This is a genomic window from Pseudonocardia sp. P1 (genome assembly GCF_000178675.2).
GTDB lineage: Bacteria > Actinomycetota > Actinomycetes > Mycobacteriales > Pseudonocardiaceae > Pseudonocardia.
Genome location: NZ_ADUJ02000001.1, coordinates 5,841,049 through 5,858,642, shown reverse-complemented (window position 1 = coordinate 5,858,642; position 17,594 = coordinate 5,841,049). Strand labels below are relative to the sequence as shown.

14 protein-coding genes and 8 tRNA genes are annotated in these 17,594 nt (G+C 71.7%); 13 read left to right on the top strand and 9 right to left on the bottom strand.

Going from position 1 to position 17,594, the window contains the following annotated elements:
* Complete coding sequence (locus PP1_RS27320) at positions 1-1,278, top strand: sigma-70 family RNA polymerase sigma factor (RefSeq protein WP_010241051.1); 1,278 nt, start codon at positions 1-3, stop codon at positions 1,276-1,278.
* Here PP1_RS27320 and PP1_RS27315 read toward each other — a convergent pair.
* Entirely contained in the window at positions 1,257-3,728 is a 2,472-nt protein-coding gene (locus PP1_RS27315; protein WP_010241052.1) for a GmrSD restriction endonuclease domain-containing protein, read from the bottom strand. The two genes, PP1_RS27320 and PP1_RS27315, sit on opposite strands and share 22 nt — an antisense overlap.
* 123 nt (positions 3,729-3,851) lie before the next feature.
* Entirely contained in the window at positions 3,852-8,483 is a 4,632-nt protein-coding gene (locus tag PP1_RS27310; RefSeq protein WP_139323905.1) for an AAA domain-containing protein, read from the bottom strand.
* Between the two features lie 692 nt (positions 8,484-9,175).
* On the opposite strand from PP1_RS27310, the gene PP1_RS27305 reads away from it, so the two are divergent.
* Positions 9,176-9,415, top strand: coding sequence for a tyrosine-type recombinase/integrase (locus tag PP1_RS27305; RefSeq protein WP_010241054.1), 240 nt, complete (start codon positions 9,176-9,178; stop codon positions 9,413-9,415).
* Between the two features lie 94 nt (positions 9,416-9,509).
* Here PP1_RS27305 and PP1_RS27300 read toward each other — a convergent pair.
* The 4 genes from PP1_RS27300 to PP1_RS27285 all read right to left on the bottom strand — a co-directional run bounded on the left by PP1_RS27300 (position 9,510) and on the right by PP1_RS27285 (position 11,824).
* A tRNA-Val gene (locus PP1_RS27300) sits at positions 9,510-9,581 on the bottom strand.
* A 61-nt stretch (positions 9,582-9,642) separates the two neighbouring features.
* Positions 9,643-10,164 (bottom strand): TIGR02611 family protein, encoded by a 522-nt coding sequence (locus tag PP1_RS27295; RefSeq protein ID WP_010241056.1) that lies wholly within the window; start codon positions 10,162-10,164, stop codon positions 9,643-9,645.
* A gap of 32 nt (positions 10,165-10,196) precedes the next feature.
* Positions 10,197-11,120, bottom strand: coding sequence for an anti-sigma factor (locus PP1_RS27290; RefSeq protein ID WP_075314458.1), 924 nt, complete (start codon positions 11,118-11,120; stop codon positions 10,197-10,199).
* 26 nt (positions 11,121-11,146) lie between these two features.
* Positions 11,147-11,824 carry an RNA polymerase sigma factor gene (locus tag PP1_RS27285; RefSeq protein ID WP_010244147.1) on the bottom strand — a complete coding sequence of 226 codons (678 nt, stop codon included), beginning with the start codon at positions 11,822-11,824 and terminating at the stop codon, positions 11,147-11,149.
* 276 nt (positions 11,825-12,100) lie between these two features.
* Here PP1_RS27285 and PP1_RS27280 point away from each other — a divergent pair, with 276 nt between their 5' ends.
* The 7 genes from PP1_RS27280 (at position 12,101) to PP1_RS27250 (ending at position 13,387) form a co-directional block, all read left to right on the top strand.
* Positions 12,101-12,529, top strand: coding sequence for an SsgA family sporulation/cell division regulator (locus PP1_RS27280; protein WP_010244145.1), 429 nt, complete (start codon positions 12,101-12,103; stop codon positions 12,527-12,529).
* A gap of 150 nt (positions 12,530-12,679) precedes the next feature.
* Positions 12,680-12,752: transfer RNA gene (locus PP1_RS27275), tRNA-Gly, on the top strand.
* Between the two features lie 50 nt (positions 12,753-12,802).
* Positions 12,803-12,874: transfer RNA gene (locus tag PP1_RS27270), tRNA-Cys, on the top strand.
* A gap of 1 nt (position 12,875) precedes the next feature.
* Positions 12,876-12,950 (top strand) — tRNA-Val (locus PP1_RS27265).
* 185 nt (positions 12,951-13,135) lie between these two features.
* Positions 13,136-13,208: transfer RNA gene (locus PP1_RS27260), tRNA-Gly, on the top strand.
* Positions 13,209-13,239: 31 nt separating this feature from the next.
* A tRNA-Cys gene (locus PP1_RS27255) sits at positions 13,240-13,311 on the top strand.
* 1 nt (position 13,312) lies between these two features.
* Positions 13,313-13,387 (top strand) — tRNA-Val (locus tag PP1_RS27250).
* 41 nt (positions 13,388-13,428) lie between these two features.
* Here the strand turns inward: PP1_RS27250 and PP1_RS27245 are convergent.
* Positions 13,429-14,043 (bottom strand): TetR/AcrR family transcriptional regulator, encoded by a 615-nt coding sequence (locus PP1_RS27245; RefSeq protein WP_010231281.1) that lies wholly within the window; start codon positions 14,041-14,043, stop codon positions 13,429-13,431.
* 27 nt (positions 14,044-14,070) lie between these two features.
* Here PP1_RS27245 and PP1_RS27240 point away from each other — a divergent pair, with 27 nt between their 5' ends.
* Positions 14,071-14,427 (top strand): RidA family protein, encoded by a 357-nt coding sequence (locus PP1_RS27240; RefSeq protein ID WP_050802374.1) that lies wholly within the window; start codon positions 14,071-14,073, stop codon positions 14,425-14,427.
* 94 nt (positions 14,428-14,521) lie between these two features.
* A complete protein-coding gene (locus PP1_RS27235) occupies positions 14,522-15,427 on the top strand; it encodes a hypothetical protein (protein ID WP_139323906.1) in 906 nt (301 codons plus the stop codon).
* Positions 15,428-15,445: 18 nt separating this feature from the next.
* Here the strand turns inward: PP1_RS27235 and PP1_RS27230 are convergent, their stop codons facing one another.
* Entirely contained in the window at positions 15,446-16,192 is a 747-nt protein-coding gene (locus PP1_RS27230) for an SDR family oxidoreductase (RefSeq protein ID WP_010231287.1), read from the bottom strand.
* Positions 16,193-16,338: 146 nt separating this feature from the next.
* Here PP1_RS27230 and PP1_RS27225 point away from each other — a divergent pair.
* Together PP1_RS27225 and PP1_RS27220 are read left to right on the top strand one after the other, a co-directional pair.
* A tRNA-Gly gene (locus PP1_RS27225) sits at positions 16,339-16,411 on the top strand.
* A 58-nt stretch (positions 16,412-16,469) separates the two neighbouring features.
* Positions 16,470-16,712 (top strand): NUDIX hydrolase, encoded by a 243-nt coding sequence (locus PP1_RS27220; RefSeq protein ID WP_010231289.1) that lies wholly within the window; start codon positions 16,470-16,472, stop codon positions 16,710-16,712.
* Positions 16,713-16,717: 5 nt separating this feature from the next.
* Here the strand turns inward: PP1_RS27220 and PP1_RS27215 are convergent, their stop codons facing one another.
* Positions 16,718-17,542, bottom strand: coding sequence for an SDR family oxidoreductase (locus PP1_RS27215; RefSeq protein ID WP_010231291.1), 825 nt, complete (start codon positions 17,540-17,542; stop codon positions 16,718-16,720).
* Positions 17,543-17,594 lie beyond the last annotated feature (52 nt).

Genomic DNA, 17,594 nt, shown 5'->3' with positions numbered 1-17,594 from the left:
ATGCCCGACGCCCGATCCACCCTCGTCCCGAGCGCGGTCGACCTCGCGCTCAGCGCGCTCCGAGCCCGTGAACTCACGGTCGTGGCGATTTCGACGATGGCGCGCGATCACGGGCTGAGCGAGGCCGACCTGGCCGTCCTGCTCCGGCGGCTCGTCGACGACGGCGCCCAGGTACCGAGGCCGCTCCGTCCGTTGGTAGCCCCGGTCCCGGTCCCGGTCCCGGCGGCTTTGACTGAGGCGTTCTCGGGGCACACGACCCTCGATCTCGACTCGATCTCGCTGGCCGACCTCGGGCTGGTTGCCACACGGGACGGGGTCCCCCTCCCCCGAGAAGCGGTGTGGGATCCGACCGTCGAGCGGCTGCCGGCGCCCCCGGTGGTCGAGGCCACCGAGGAGCCGGACGAGTCCGTCCCGGACCTCGACGAGGACGCGGAGGCCACGGACTCGTTCTGGCGGTACCGGCAGGAGACCGGCCGCGCAGGGCTGATCGACGCGGGCGAGGAGGTCGTGCTGGCGCGGGCGATCGAGGTCGGGCTCCTCGCCGCCGAGCGCCTCGAGAATGGCGATGAGACGACACCGGCCGCCCTCCCACTGCGGTTGCTGATCGCGGCCGGCGAGGGCGCGTACGAGCGTTTCGTCACGGCCAACCTCCGACTCGTGCTCTCCATCGCGAGCGGATACGGGGCCCCGGGTCTGGACGCCCTCGACCTCGTACAGGAGGGCACTCTAGGCCTGATCAGGGCCGTGCAGAAGTTCGACATCGCCCAGGGCACGAAGTTCTCCACGTACGCGACCTGGTGGATCCGGCAGGCCATCACCCGTGCCATCGCCGACCAGTCGCGCACCATCCGTTACCCGGTACACCTGGTCGAGCGCCTGAACGCCTTCAGCCGCCGTGCCCTCCCGGACGACGATTCCGCCACCGCCGAGCTGGTCGCGACGCTTCCGACGACGGTCCCGTTCGAGAGCGCTCGGGACGTCCTAGGCGAGGAGGTCCTCCAAGATGTCGCCGACCGCTACCTCGACCCGCCGGCCCCGGACCTGCGGGGCTTCACCGTCGAGGATGTCGCCGCCGCCCTCTCCATCCTGTCGGAGCGCGAGCGCACGATCGTCGACCGCAGGTTCGGGTTCGTCGGGGACGCCGCGACCCTAGACGTGATCGGCGGTGAACTCGGGGTGACCCGCGAGCGCATCCGACAGATCCAGAGCAAGGCGCTCGGCAGGCTGGAGACCGAGCTGCGCGCCGCCCGCCGTCGTCAGGCCCGGGCGGCCTCGTAGTCGAACTCGCCGAGCCGCGCACGCGCCGTGGCACGCTCCTCGTCGGTGAACAGATCGTAGAAGCGCTCGTCCAGCACGAGGGCCTCGACGCTGAGGTCGAGCCGTCTGCGCTCCCAGAGAAACGAGAAGGTGTCGTTGGCGGGCTTGCGCAACGACCGACGCACCGCCTCGACCGGGCCGTACTCGACGAGCAGCCCCACGAACGGTCGCGGGTTGTGCTTCAGCTCGCCCTTGCAGACGTCGAGCACCTCGACGAGGCGGGCTTCCAGAAGAGCCTCGGCCTGCGTGGTCTCCGGCGCGACGACGGGCTCCGGCTCGCCACTCGGCGCGGGGACGTGCACCGGAACAGCGGGCTCCGGTGTGGCCGCAGCCGGCGCTGTGGGCGTCTCCGCGGGGGCCTGTTGCTCGACCTCCGGGAGCTCGAGCTGCGCGACCTCGGGTTCGATGAGCTCCAACTGCCGAGCCGGGCCTACGACGGGCTCGGCCTCGGGTGCGGGTTCCACGAGTGCGACGCCGGGGGCGCCCGTGCCCTCGTCGTCCCGATCCCCCGCCGCGATCTCGTTGCGGCGCTGGACGAAGCCGCGCAGAGCGTCGACCGAGGTGAAGACCTCGAAGCCCAGCTCGGCGAGCCGGGGCAGGTCCGCCTCGTCCGGGTCCAGCTCCAGCACCACGGGCGAGCCCTGCCCGGCCTGCAGTCCCTCGGGCCAGTACGCCTCCGCCACGGCCAGCGCCCGGCTCGTCTCGGGGTCGGCGATCTCCGCATCCAACGCCGGGTTCGCGTACCCGGCCGCCTCCAGCTCGGTGAGCAGGTCGCGGATCTGCACCGCGCGGGCGTCCCGCTCGTCGGTGTCCTCGGCGACCCGTACCTGCGGCAAGCCCTCTGTCCACGCGACCTCGGCGCCGACGAGGCGCCCAAGGAACGCGTTCGCATCCGCCGCAACCAGCCTGCGACGGGCGTCGAGGAAGGCGCGATAGTTCTCGACGCGCCACAGCTCGGGATCGGCCGGGATCCACTGGCTCGCCAACGCCTCCGCCGAGCAGAACATCAGGTACTCGTGGGGGCTGCGGCGGTTCAAGGTGGTCGCGGTGCCGGGCACCGCGAAGGCGAGGTTCCCGACGGCGTTCGCCTCGGACCGGGAGTAGCCGTGCCGGTAGAGAGCGTCCTTCGGGAAAATCTCGTGCACCCGCAGCTCGCCGCTCTCGCCGTCGAGCAGGCCGCCGGTTCCGAGGTCCCGCCCACCGCTGACCCGGGTGAGCATGTAGAGCAACGCGTAGGCGCGCGCCCCGCGGCCGACCCCCTCGAGATCCTGCGGCTCGACGGTCAGGCCGCCCCGACGGGAGCGTTCGAGCGCGGTGATCAGTCCATCCACACCGGACCTGTCGACGATGTCGAGGTCCTTCGCCAGCGCGGTCTCGGCGGAGCCCGCGAACCGGCCGCGCAGGGCGGCATGGACGAACCAGTAGAGAGCCTTGTCCGCCTCCGCACCGTCCGCGAACCGGCCCTGTCCGTTGTGCAACAGCCGGGTGACGATCGGGAACGCGTAGCGGCCACTGCTGATCACGCGGTCGTGGTCGATGCCCAGCCGCCCACCGACGAGGCCGAGGAAGTGCTCGATGTTCTGCGACGCGTGGTCGAGCGCCGTCCGGAACTCATCCGCGGAAACCCCTTCCAAGGCGGCGAACGGCGCCCTTCCGGTGGCCACCGCGTTGACGTTTCGCAGCAGCCAGTCCAGCGAGAACGTGAACTGCCGCGCCCGCCAGCCCTCCAGCGCTCGGCGCATCGACGGGCGGGCATCGCCCCACTCCGAGCAGATCCGCGCGAGCGCCAGGTCGCCCTTGGACAGCCGGGTGCCACCCGAGTTGACCCGGTTGAAGATGTCGACGACGACGTCCACCGTCTTGTCCGCACCGGTGATCCGGTCGACGAAGAAGTCTCGCTCGAGGATGCTCTCGAGCTGCAGCAGCCGGGACAGGTACACGCCGAGGTTCGGGCGCATCCACTGCTGGTCGATCAGCTGGTCGTACTTCTTGGCCTGGTCGGCGTTGAAGAGGCCGGTGACGTCCACCCACAGCAGATCGGCCCGCGCGGTGGACGGAGCGAGGAACTGGAAGGCCTCGGTCTCCACGTTGAAGTAGAGCCGGGTGAAGATCGCCGGGTCACCCTCGAAGAACGCGGGTGGGCGGCCGCGGATGATGCCGTAGAGCGTGGTGATCCGCTGCTGACCGTCGAGGAGGAGTTGCTTGGTGCCGCTGCCGGCCTCCGCGCCACGGACTGCCTGCCGCTGCCCCTCCGCCTCCCAGACGAGCAGCGCGCCGACGGGGAAGCCCTTGTAGAGCGACCGCATGAGGCCGCGGATCTGGTCCTTGTTCCACACGTAGCCGCGCTGGAACTCCGGGAGCAGCATCGACCCCGAGTCGATCTGATCCAGGATGGTGCTGAGCCGCGCCATGTCGGTCCCCCCATTGCCGCCGTGCTGCGCCGTCCCGACACCGGGGCGCCCCGTTGATGATGTACCGAACGTGATCGTGTTGCCGTCTTCGCCCCTACCGGACACCCCGATCGTGTAAGCGACTCAATCCTCCATGCCGGGCAAGACGTAGCGGGTGCCCTTCGTCCGCCCCACCTTCTCGAGACGGCCGTCTTCCACGAGAGCGGCGAGCATCGAGCGTGCCTCCGGCAGGCTCACGGCCAAGAGGTCCGCGACCTGGTTCGTCGACAGCGCGCCTCGGCCGGCCAGCATGAGGACGAGGCCGGAGCGGTCCGCGTCGGGGTCCTCGTCCGGCTGTTCGACGACGGGTGGAGGGACCACCGGGACGCCGAGGACGGGCGTGGGAGGCTCGTCCTCCACAGGCTCCAGCGCCACCGTCGCCCTGACCGTCTCGGCGATCTCGGGCATCTCGGGGCTCTCGGCCGGTGCCTCGCTCGCCACCAACGGTCCGATCCCCAGGGTGTCGAGCTCGGCCCACACCGGAGCCAGGGCGCGCTCGGCGTTCAGGACGTACTCGGACTGTCGGATCCGCTGGAACGTCCACCCGCACCGCTTGAGCTCCTGCTCACGGTGGAGGTCCGCGAGCTGCTGTTCCGGCGTGGTGTGGAACGCGTCCCCGTCGCACTCCACGGCGAGCTTGCCCGCCGCCCCGGTGACGACCAGGTCGATGAAGCGCCCGTTGGCCTCCACCTGCGGGGTCACGTGGAAGCCGCGACCGAGGAGGTCGAGGAAGACCCGCTGCTCGAAGAGCGAGTCGAAGGCGTCGTGGCGGCGGTTCCGGGTCACGTCGGCGAGCACCGGGGGGAGCTCCGCGCCGGCGCCGGACGTCATGTGGTCCAGCAGCGACCGCCGCAAGTCCGTCGGGCGCAGCAGATCAGCGGTCACCGAGTGGAACAGCCATAGCTGGTCCTGGGCACGGGAGACGGCCACGTTGAAACGCTGCTCCGCGTCCCGCTTGGTGAAGGGGAACGCGGCCCGCTCCTTCGGGGCCACGACCATGGACAGGAACACGACGTTGCGCTCGTCGCCCTGGAACTCGGGCGGGGTGCCGACTCGGATCCGCCTCCGGTCCCACTCCTCCGGGGCGATCACCCGCTTCAGCGCGGAGGCGATGATCTCTACCTGCGCCTGTCCCTGGAGGACCACGACCCCGAACGACAGCCCGTCGTACGCCTCGTCCTCCAGGCATGCGGCCAGTACCGCCGCGATCTCCTCCGCCTCGGCGACGTTGGCCGTCCGGCTGCCCGTGCCCTCGGTGAACCCGCCCTCGACGTAGGTAGCGCGCAGCGGCGGGAGCCGGTCGGCCCCGAACTGCCGGAGTGGGACGAGCGGCGCGTCCCGGTAGAACGAGTTCGAGCACCAGCTGATGATCTCCGGCATGCACCGGAAGTGCTCCCGCAGCCGGATGACCTGGCCGAACCGGCTGCGCAGCAGCGAGAAGATGCTGTCGCGTGGCGTGAAGCTCGTGCGCAGGTACTGGGGAATGTCGTGCAGCTCCGAGTCGATGCGGTCGAAGATGGGCTGCAAGGAGCCACTCGTGACCTCGGACGGTGTGCACTGCTTGTCGTCGCCGACGACGATCACCCGCGGCGCGAGCCACAGCAGGAACGCGCTCGTCAGTTCAGCCTGGCTCGCCTCGTCGACGATCACGACGTCGAAGGCGTTCGCCCGCGGCGGGACCGAGGCCAGGACCTGCTGGATCGGCATGACCCAGGCGGGGACCGCGTCCTGCGCCACGCGCATGGCGTCCCGCGCGGCCTGCCGGTAGCGCTCGGCGTACTTGCCGGTGCCCTTGCCGACGTTCGCCATGTTGTTCTTGTACGACTGCAGGGCCTGCACCTGGGTCGCGTTCATCCGGCTCAGGCAGGCGCTCCAGGAGCGGGCGGCGGCCAGCCGCCCCGTCAGCCGGGCCAGATCCTTGGTCGCAATCGTCAGGTCCGCCTCAAGGCGCTGCTCCCGGCCCGGATCGATCTGGACCCGCAGCCAGGTCGCCGCGCACGCCCGCGCCCACGCCTCCGGCCAGCGGCGGAGACGCTCCGTCCAGTCGTCGAGCGGGTGCTCGCGCAGGTCCGCGGCGAGGTGCGGCGCCGCGACGTGGACGCGGTCGAGCAGCTCGTCGCAACGCAGCTGGGCCGCCTGCTGGTCCGCGGCCCGGGCCAGCGAGGCGAGGGCCTCTGCGTAGGCACCCCGGTCCGCCGCCTCGAACGCCCGCAGGACATGCGCCAGCTCGTGCGGGCGCACCTCTGGCGGCACCGCGGCTACGAGGTCGTCGCGAGCGGCGTCGAGCTCGGCACGGGCGATCACGGCCGACCGGGCGTGGGTCGCCTGGACCGCGACAGCCGTGACCTGCTCGACGGCCCCGATGTCGTACAGCGCGGGCCTCGCGGCGGGCGGCAACGTAGCGAGCACCGCGCGGAGGGCGTCCGTGGCGGCCAGGACCCGCGCGATCACCCCGCACGCCGTCCGGAGCTGCTGGAGCAGGTCGATCAGCACCACGCGCGGCTCACCGAGGCCGACACCGATGCGCAGGGGCCCGAAGGCCACGTTGATCTGCTGCCCGATCGCGAGGACCGCCAGGTGATGGGCAGCCGCGTGCGCCGCGGCCGCGGAGTCCACCGGCCGTCCGCCCACGAGCACGGCAGCCTCGAACGGTGCGACGGCCTTCTGCTCTGGGCTCTTGAACATCCTGCGGAGGGAGCCACCACCGTCGAGGTGGGTGCCGAGCGCGGCGAACGCGTGCGCGGCGGTGTCCAGGTCGAGCTGGGCGTGGACGGAGACGTCCGCGAACCCGGCCGCCTGGTCGTGCCGCACCGCGGCGTCCACCAGCCCCAGACGCTCCACTGCGCGCTGCCAGGCGTGCGGCCCCGTTCCGTCCAGCAGCGCGGACGTCATGTCCCGCGCCCAGTCCCGGTGCGCGCGCAGGTCCCGCAGCGCCAGGAGGCTCTCGTCGGCTTCGGTGCAGGCGGGACCCAGCCGGACGAGCTGCTCAGCGTCGAGAGCTTCGAGAGTGCCCACCAACACCGACGTGTCGCCCCGGCGGACCGACTCACCCAGCGCGACCGCCTCCGCCAGCTCACCGAAGCGGCGCTGGTCGAGCAGATCGGTAGGGATCCGCTGGTCACGACGGGTACGGCGTTCGTCGGTCTCTTCCCCGATCAGCCGCACCAGCTCGCCGAGCTCGATGGCCGACAGCGGGAGCTCCCCCGCGACGCCCTCGCCCAGCCAGCCGTCCCGTTCCTGCGTGCGACCGAGCTCGGCTGCGATCCGGGCGAGCGTGCCCCGGTAGCCGGCGGCCACCTCGGGGTGTTCGAAGGTCTCCGCCTCGCGGACGGCGCGGATCTCCTCGAGGAGCCGCGCGCGGTCCCGACGAACGGCCTCGCGCTTCTCGGTGAGGTCGGCGATCTCGCGGTCGGCCCGGACGGGGTTGAAGTCGGTCTTGCGCCCGGCGAGGGTCGCCACGCTGCGCGAGAGGTCGGAGTTGCCCTTCGCGGAGGCGTCGGTGAGTGAGACGCACAGCTCCTGCATCTCCGGCGGCAGCTTGTCCCGCAGCACCCGGAGGGCCTGCGCCTTCTCCGCGGTGACCAGGACCCGCTTGCCCTGGGCGAGCAGCGCGCTGACCAAGTTGGCGATGGTGTGGGTCTTTCCGGTGCCGGGCGGACCCTCGACCACGACGCCGCTGTCCGCATCGAGCCGATGGATGATCTGAGACTGTTCCTCGTTCGCGGCCAGTGGGAAGAGCGGGTCCTCCCCCGCCGTGGCAGTGCCGAAGCCGGTGCGCTCCAGCCAGGCGAGGCGCTGCTCAGGCTCGATTGCCTCGACAAGCTGCGCGAGCCCCAGCGGCACGGGCGAGGACTCATCCGCGAGGGACGTGGTGATCGCGTCGTAGTAGGCCCTGATCGCGTAGGCGCCGCGCGGCCGGGCGACGAGTGCCGGACTCATCGACACCAGGGAGTGCTCGGTCCGCTCAGGCTCCCAGCCGTCACTCACCTTGTGCGCGACCTGCAGAACCCGGGCCGCCCACTCCTTCAGGAACTCGGGCAGAGCGGGTTCGATCGGGCTCACGGCCCGCTCGAGGAGCTTGTCCCGCAGGATCGCGCTACCGGATAGGTCGAAGGAGTCCAGCCCGCCCAGGAGCTCGTCGTCCTCGAGGCGGAGGCTGGACTCGTCGGCGAGGACGCAGATCATGTCGCCGGACTCGAGGTCCTGGTCGATCCGCACGGCCTGGCTGATCATGTGGACCCGCACACCGGGGGTCTGCAACAGCCCGGAGGCGAGCACGAGCTCGACGGACTCCGGCTGGTCCTGGGCGATCCGGTGCATGTCGAACAGCGCTTCGAAGACCCGCCGACGAGGCCTCCGCAGCCGCTCCTGCTCCGCCCACGCCCTCCAGTCGACGAGCCACGCGTCGAACTGCCCGCGGATGTGGGGGTACTCGTCGAGCGGGACCTCGCCCTGCCCGCGGACGACCACGCGCTCCTTGAGCCGCGGCTCGCTGAGGTCGTCGGTGCCGGAGCGGTCCAGCCACCGCTTGAGCTCGCGGGACGCTGCCGGTTCGGGATCGCGGTGCACGCGGGAGACACGGAGCACCTCGGCCCCCGGTCCGTCCGGGCTCTGGATCGTGGTCGCCTGCTGCGCGTCGTGCAGCCATAAGGTCCGGTGGTAGCGGCCGACGCTTCGCACCGGTGCGAAGCGGGCGGCCGCCATCTGCCGAAGCACGCCCATCAACCGTGTCACGCGATCCCTGGTCGACGGGTCGTGCTCGTGCGTCATCGACTTCCTCCCCCGAGCTGCCCGATTTAGGCGCCCTGTTCCTCATCGAAGGCGAGGACAGCACTGTCACCGAAGCGAGGAAGATTCACTCGAATCGGGCAAGGGGTTCGGGCCTCGCTACGAGAAGACCGCTGATTCGCCGTCCGCCGCCTGGACTTTGGCCAGAGGGCCGGATACGCAGGCTGTGGTTCCCGAGCAGTATCGAGGCGTCGTCCCGACGGCGGCCGGGGCTGGTCTTCGCTGGGGTGAGGTCGTGGGGCTGCGGACCGACGCGCTGGGCCTCGACGCCGCCCGGCTGGTCGTGATCCGCACCGTGGTCGAGGTCGCCGGGACCACCTCGTTCAAGCCGTTCCCGAAGAGCCGCGCCGGACGCCGCACGGTGCCGCTGCCGAGCTGGCTCCTACCGATCATCCGCGAGCACCTGGAGGGGTGGCCGACGAGCCGAACGCACCGGTCTTCGCCAACGAGGTTGGGGTACCGCTGCGGCGGACCCTGCTCCGATCGCGGATCTGGCGCCCCTCGCTCGCCAGGGCGGGCCTGCTCGGCGGAGTCACGCCTATTGGTGATCGGTACCGGCGCGGTGGACCGACGCAGCGAGCCAGGAGCACACGGAGGACGTCCGCACCGAGCCCCCCGCCGTGCACTACGTCGCACGACACCAGTCCGGCGGACTGCGGTTCCACGACCTGCGCCATTCGTACGCCACCTGGCTCGTCGACGACGGCGTCCCGCCGAACATGGTGCAACGAGTCCTGGGCCACGAGCGGTCCTCGACGACGCTGGACCTCTACACCCGGCGGACCGACAGCAGCGATCGCATCCTCCAGGCCCTCGACGACGATCCGGACGGCTGCGGAGCGTCCGTCGCTCCAGAATGAGCGATGCTCCGGAAATGCTCCGGGAACACCCCGGGAACGACGAAACCCCTGGCCACTCTCGGACTTCCGAGCCTGTGACCAGGGGTTTTGACTGTGGGCGATACTGGGATCGAACCAGTGACCTCTTCGGTGTGAACGAAGCGCTCTCCCCCTGAGCTAATCGCCCTCAGCGGTAGTACGTACTCTACACAGCCCGTCCCACCGCCGTTCACGGGGGTCGATCCCGATCACTGCGACGGCGTGACCATCGTCGACCCCGGGATCTCGACCGGCGGGGGCGGCGGCTGGAGCAGCGGCATGAGCGGGGACTTCAGCCAGGCCCACTCGATCCCGACCCACCCGCCGACGGTCTCGAAGACCCCCACCGCCCAGGCGCACAGCGCGACGACGCCCAGGATCGCCGTCATCACCAGCACCTGGACCACCCGGGTCTGACGGCCCATCCAGGCCACCCAGGCGTCGTACCGGACCCGGACCCAGTGCAGCAGCCGCTTGGCCCAGTGGAACTCGGCGGCCAGCACCCCCAGCCCGAGGAAGATGATCGCCCAGCCCGGCCCGGGGGCCGGGAGCGCGATGATCCCGATCACGACGATCGCCGTGCCGAGCACGCCCGCCGTGATCCGGTAGGTCATGTCCAGGACCGGGTTCCGCGCCACACCGGCCCGGAAGATCCGGTAGCGGACCTTGGTCTTCCGGAACCACGTCCGGAGCCCGGTGTAGCGACGGCGGCGGGGTCGCTGCCCCGTCACCGTCGTCCCGGTGTCGTTCTGCTCCGTCGTACTCAGGTCTCCACCCGCCCAGCCGCGACTACTGCCGACGGCGCGGGCGGAGCGACCCGCCCGCGCTCGAGCGAGACCGCGTACTGCTCGTACGTCCCGCTCCCGGGCGATGCTACTGACATCGGGCTGTTGATTCCCGTACGGACGTCGAACGTTCCGACGGCCTGCGGGTTCGCGTCACCGTTCAGACCCCAGAGGACGTACGTCTGGTCGTCGACCTGGTTCGGCGCCAGTGCCATCGGCATGACCTCGGGCCTGCCGTCCTGCACGATCACCGCGGCCATCGGCGCCGCGGACGGGTCGGTCGGGGACGCGAGGAACGCGTGCGTCGTGCCCGGCTTGGCGAGCGCCCCGAGGACGTCCTCCATCTGCTGGGCCTGGGCGATGCTCGCGTCCCTCTCGGAGCGCAGCGCCTGGATCTGCCCGGCGAGCACCCCGCCCCCGACGAGGACGGCGACGATCGCGGCGGTGGCGAGCAGTGCCCGTCCCGTACGACCGGACGGTCCACGACGCGCGCGACGGCGGCCGGGGCCGGCCGCGGGACGCTCCGCTCCCCCACGCGCCGGCTCCGGGCGCGACGACGGCGACTGCCTCGGCGGCACGGGTGCGGGTGCCGGTCGGCGCCCGGGGGACGGCACGACGTACTCGGGTCCGGCGGGCCCGCTGCCGATCCGGTCCCCCGGCACCACACGCTCGCCGTGGCCGCGCCCCGCCTGGGGGGTGCGTCGTGCCTCCTCCATGATCGCGTCACGGAGGCCGCGCGGGGGCTCGTACTGCGGGAGCGCGGTGGCGAGACCCGTCGTGACACCCGCCACATCGGCGGCGACCCGCCGGCACTCCGCGCATCCGGCCAGGTGCTCGATCACCTCGAGCTCCTCGTCGGGCTCGAGAGCGTGCAGCGCCCAGCCGACCGTCTGTTCACTCATCGGGCAGGGCCTCCTCTCGTTCCCGTTCACGTCACACCCCCGGGCCACTCGGCGCCGGAGTCCCCGATCACGGGGCCCAGCAGGTTCCGGAGTCTCGCGACCCCGGTGAACATCCGGGACTTCACGGTGCCCAGCGGCACCCCTGTCATCGCGGCGACCTCGCGCTGCGTGTAGCCGCCGTAGTAGGCGAGCGCGAGCACACGCCGCTGTTCGGCGGGCAGCCGTCCCAGCGCGTCCCGCACCTGGCCGGCCACGACCGATCCGATCGCGTCCTCGTCGGCACCCGGGCCGGGCGGGGCGTTCCACTCCGCGCCGTCCTCGCTCGCCGGCACGGTGCGGCGCCGGATGGCGCTCTCGCGCCGGACGGCGTCCACCGACTTGTGGTGCACGAGCGTCAGCAGCCAGGTGCCGAACCGGCCGCGCTCCGGGTCGAACCGCGAGGGGTCCCGCCAGAACGCCAGGAACACCTCCTGGACGACGTCCTCGGCGAGCCCCTCGTCGGCACAGATCCGTCGCGCGAGCGAGTACGCCTGCCGCCCGAACCGGTCGTACAACTCACCCAGGGCGGTGGAGTCTCCGGACACGATCCGTTGCACGAGCCGCACGTCCTCGGCGCCGTCCCGGCGAGGAGGTTCGCGGCGTGCGACACCCTCACCGGGCCGCCCGCGCTCCGGACGGTCCGGTGGATCGGCGATGCCTGCCACCAGCGATGTCCTCACAGTTGAAGTGTTCGATGTCCTGGCCCGATCGGTTCGGACCCCGGCGAGAGTAGTCGTGTCCCGTCGCCCACCTCACACGCAAGGACGGCGGCGCGCCCGTTCAGCCGCATCACCGCAGCGCGGAGTTACACCCGTGTGACTCGATCGGGCGTCATCCCGTGGTGATCCACGTTGATGCGCATCGGACCCGTCACCCCGAGGGCCGCTTGCTCGTTCTTCCGACTGACGCCCCACGCAACGCCCCCAGAAAGAGGATGACCGATGCGCGACGAGTCCAAGACGATCCGGGCGACGGCCATGTTCGAGCTCATCGCTCCGGACGCGCCTGTCGTGCCCGTGAAGGTCGAACTGTCCTACTCGAGCCGCGACCCCTACGCCGTCCAGGCCTCGTTCCGGACCGGCCACGACTCCACCGTCGACTGGGTCTTCGCCCGCGACCTGCTCGCCGACGGCCTGGTCGACTCGGCCGGCACCGGCGACGTCCGGGTGCAGCCCATGAGCGACGACCCGTCGCGGATCGAGCTCGAGCTGACCTCCCCGTCGGGCCACGCACTGTTCACCACCTCGGCGCAGACCCTGTCGGAGTTCCTGCAGGCGACCTACGACGCCGTCCCCGCCGCGTCGGAGTACTCCTGGCTCGACTTCGACGCCGCGCTCGCGGACCTGCTCGACACGACCGCCCGGGACTGACCCGACGCACCACCACCGGGCGGAGTCGATCTCCGCACGTGAGAGGACATCCGGTGGTGGCGAGGGGGGTGGACGACTCCCCTCCGGGGCGGGTGCTAGTGTTCTCTCATCGCACCGAGGACGGGCCGAGGCCCCGAGAACGGTGCTCATGCGGACGTAGCGCAGCTGGTAGCGCATCACCTTGCCAAGGTGAGGGTCGCGGGTTCGAGTCCCGTCGTCCGCTCGGAGGATCGGCCCTGAGCCGGGACCTTCCTGCAGAGTCAGCCAGACTCTGGCGGAGTGGCCGAGTGGCTTAGGCAAGGGCCTGCAAAGCCCTGTACGCGGGTTCGATTCCCGCCTCCGCCTCGCGCGATTAGCTCAGCGGGAGAGCACTACCTTGACACGGTAGGGGTCACTGGTTCAATCCCAGTATCGCGCACCATCACCGGAATCCCCGGGCCGTCGGCCCGGGGATTTTGTCGTTCCCGGCCCCGCCGGCGCCCCGCCGCACCCCTGCGACGAGGGCGCTCCGCTACCCCACCCCCCTCGTGGACCGCCACGGACCGTGCGCTACTGTTCTCCCAACGCACCGGGAACGAGCGGAAACGCCACGGGAACGGTACGAATGCGGACGTAGCGCAGCTGGTAGCGCATCACCTTGCCAAGGTGAGGGTCGCGGGTTCGAGTCCCGTCGTCCGCTCAGCCGGGTCTCGTACACGGGCCGGGTGTCCGGCGGCGTGGCCGAGTGGCTTAGGCAAGGGCCTGCAAAGCCCTGTACGCGGGTTCGATTCCCGCCGCCGCCTCGCGCGATTAGCTCAGCGGGAGAGCACTACCTTGACACGGTAGGGGTCACTGGTTCAATCCCAGTATCGCGCACCATCACCGGAATCCCCGGGCCGTCGGCCCGGGGATTCCGTCGTTCAGCGCCCCCGTCCGACCCACGCGGAGTCGACCGACCGGCGCGCGCGCTCCGGGTCGTCACCGACCTCCGCGACGACGCCCGCGAGCATCGGCGGGACGTGGTCCAGCGCAGCGGGTGGCAGTGGCCCGTTCGCGACCAGCGAGACGATCCCGTGGCCCACGGCCCAGCTCCGGGTCGCGAGATCCAGCGGGACGACGTCGGCGCGGACCCGTCCGGCCGTCCGCGCGCGGAGGGCGGCCTGGACGAGGTACTCCAGGGTCGCGTCGGCCGCGCGCAGGTCCTCCAGCTCGACGCTGTCGTCGAACATCACCCGGTACAGATCGGGGTGCTCGAGCGCGTTGTCCGCGTAGGCCGCGACCAGAGCCGCCAGGTCGTGCACCGGGTCGTCGGTGGTCCGCAGCCGGCCGAACGTCGCACCGAGCCGGACGAAGCCCTCCTGCCGCAGCGCCCGCCACAGTCCGTCCATCCCGCCGAAGTGCGTGTAGACGGCCATCGTCGAGACCCCGGCGCCCGTGACCAGCGACCGGGTGGTGATCGGCTCGCGGGCACGCAGCATGTGTGCCGCGCGCTCGATCAGGGCCGTGCGGACCGCCGGATCCTTCGTCCTCGCCACGCTCGAATTCTATAACATTGCAGTGTTATTGTTCGGGAGAGCGGACGGGCTCTTCAGGGTGCCGGGCAGGTCGCGCGGGACGCCGCGGGCACCCGGATCGGCGATGGAGACCTCGCCGCCCAGACCGAGCAGTGCTACGTCAACATCGCGGCCGCACTGGCGGAGGCCGGGGCGACCTTCGACGACGTCGCGAAGTACACCGTCTACCTGGTCGGCTGGACACCGGAGAAGATGGGCGCGTTCGTCGAGGGCGCCGAGCGGGCCGCGAGGCGACTGGGGCTGGAGACGCTGAGCGGCCCGCCGCTCACCGGGATCGGCGTCGCCGCGCTGGCCGAGCCCGACCTGCTGATCGAGATCGAGGCCACCGCGGTCGTCGACGGCTGAGCACCTGCACAGCCGGCCCGGCGCTCGATCATCAGTTCTGGCGATGCCGACGAGCGTCGGGTAACGACTCCCCCTCACCATCCCGATCGTCCGGTTGATTCCGACAATCGGGGGTATTCGCATGACCATTCCGCCGCAGCAGAACTCGCGCCAGTCGGCGCAGCCTGCTCACCCAGCGCACGGTCCGGCCGGTACGAACGAGACGCCGTGGTGGACGATTCCGCAGCAGCGCCAGCCGTCGGACGCCGTCCCGCTCCGACAGGTCCCGCGTCCGAGATGGCCCTTCGTGCTCGTCGGTGTCTGCGTGTTGTTGCTCGGTCTCTTCGGTGTCGTCGTCGCTGCGACTGTCGGAGCCACGTCGACGTCGACCGAGGCCCAGGGAGCCGACCCCAGCTCGCAGGCGGCGGCACCTGCCTATCCGGCTCCGTCCTATTCCGCTCCGACCTACTCGGCCCCGCCGACCACCGCGGCGCCGGCGCCTGAGCCCGCGCCGCAGACCGTCAGCGGAACAGGAGACGAGGTGGTACGGCTCGACTCCCCACGCGACATCGCCGTGATCACTTTCGAGTGCAGGCAGTGCTCCAGCAACGTCGTCGTGAAGGCTGACGAGGACCTGCTGGTCAACGAGATCGGCCGTTACTCCGGCACCACCATGTACGGCGTGTCCGGCGCATCGACCACGGCCCCGCTCACCCGGCTGCAGGTCAACGCCGACGCCGCGTGGACGATGACGATCGGCGGGCTCGACACGGCCCGCCAGGTCGCCACCGCGCCTGTCGAGGGTTCCGGCGACGAGGTCGTGATGATCGAGAACCCGGAGGACGTCGCGACGCTGACGCACGACGGCGAGAGCAACTTCGCGGTGTGGGCCGTCAGCGGCACCGACAGCGACCTCGTGGTGAACGAGATCGGCAGCTACTCGGGCACGGTCATTTTGCCCGACGACGGTGGCCGGATGCTCGTCGTCGTCGAGGCCGACGGCAACTGGTCGATGCGCTGACTCCGATGGGGGCAGGCGTCAGCGGACTTGCTCCACCGGACGGACCAGCATCTCGTTCACCGCCGCGTGCCGCGGCCGCACGACCATGTACACGACGGCGTCGGCGATGTCGGCCGGGTCCAGCACCTGCCGGTCGGAGGCCGCCGTCGCGTCGGGGGCGTGCCCGTGGCCCGAGGTCGTCATCTCCGAAGTCACCAGGCCGGGCTCGACCAGCCCGACGCGGACGTGCTGCTCGGCGTACTCCTGGCGCAGCGCCTCGGAGAACGCCCCGACGCCGTGCTTGGTGGCCGCGTAGACGTTGCTCGCGGGCGTGGGCACCGTCCGCCCCGCCACCGAGCTGATCGTGACGACGTCGGCCACGCCACGCGGGCCCACCGCCGCCCGGGCGAGGTGCGGCAACGCGGCGTGCGTCGTCGACAGCACCCCGGTGAGGTTGATGTCGACGACCTTGCGCCAGTCCGCGACGTCGGCGTCGGCGGCCGGGCCCCAGACGCCGAAGCCGGCGTTGTTCACGAGCACGTCGACGGCGCCGTGCTGCTCGGCGACGGCGTCGACCGCAGCGTGCAGCGCGTCGTCGTCGGTCACGTCGACCGGGTGCACCGACGCCCGCCCCAGCTCGGCCGCGAGCCCGGTCAACCGGTCCTCCCGGCGGGCCAGGAGCGCGACCGTGGCCCCCTCTGCCGAGAGCGCCCGCGCGGTCGCCTCGCCGATCCCGCTCGAGGCGCCGGTCACGATCGCCGTCACGCCGTCCAGCCGTCCCGTCATGTGCCTGCCTCCCGTCGCCGGTGTGCGGTTCCTGCCCACCGGCTACCCGGCACGGCCCGGCCGTAACGATCATCGTCCGCCCTGCCGCCGGAGCCCGTCGCGGCGTGCGATAGCGTCGCCCCGCACGCACCGGAGACGGTGCGACTGCGGACGTAGCGCAGCTGGTAGCGCATCACCTTGCCAAGGTGAGGGTCGCGGGTTCGAGTCCCGTCGTCCGCTCCGCGACCACCGAGAGCCCCGGCCCGACCAGGCCGGGGCTCTCTCGTATGAGGGGGCCGTGCGGGTCGAGCGCCTCACCGGCGTCTACAAGAACGTGCGGCGGGACGTCGTCGTCCTCGCCTACCGCTGCTCCCCCGTCGCCGGGACGCCCGGGCCGCGCGCCGAGACCAGCGCCGTCGAGTGGGTCTCCCCCGACGAGGCCGCGCGCCGGATGCCGCCGGTGTTCGCCGCCCGGGTGGCGGACGCGCTGGCGGCGGGACCGCCGGCGTCGCGCGCGCACGACGGGCACGACCTGGTGTAGCGGCGTCAGGGGCGCCATCCGTGGCGGTGCCGGGCGAACCCGCCCTCGGAGTCGATCACCTGCCCGGTGATCCAGTACGCCTCGTCGGTGCACAGCCAGGCGATCAGCCGGGCCGGGTCGTCGGGCTCGCCGAACCGGCCGAACGGGAACATCTCCGCCATCGCCCGGAACGCGTCCGCACCCAGGTAGCCGGTGTCCACCGGGCCGGGGTTCACGGTGTTGACCCGGATCCGTCGGTCGGCGAGCTGGTCGGCGAGGGTCGGCGTGATCCCGGCGACGGCGGCCTTCGCGGCCGCGTACGCGACCTCGCCGGGCATCGGGCCGCGTTCCTGGCCGGAGGTGAGCAGCACGATCGCGCCGCCGGGCCGGGCGTCGTCGTGCGCGTTCGCCCACGCCTGGGCCAGCAGGATCGACGCGCGGGCGTCGACCGCCCAGTGCCGGTCGAGCTCGTCGGCCAGGTCGCCCAGCGGGCCGTCCGACCCGGACAGCGCCTGGTTCGCGACGAGCAGGTCCAGCGGGCCGGCGATCCGCCGGGCCGCCTCCACGACCCGCTGCGGCTCGCTCGGGTCCCCCAGATCGGCGTGCAGGCCGGCGACGACCGCGCCCTCGGCCACGAGATGCCCGCGGACCTCGTCGACGGCGGCCTCGACGTCGTCGGCACCCCAGTCCTGGGTCGCGTCGTGCGGGGCGAAGTGGTGGACGACGACGCTCGCCCCGTACGCGGCGAGCCGGCACGCCGTCGCGTGCCCGATCCCGCCCCGCCGCCCGCCACCGGTGACGACCGCGGTCCGCCCGCGCAGGGGCATCGGGTCCCGTCGCAGCGAGGTCATGCCGCGACCCTCGCGCAGGTTCCGGCGGGACGCGAACGGGTTCCTGCCCTAC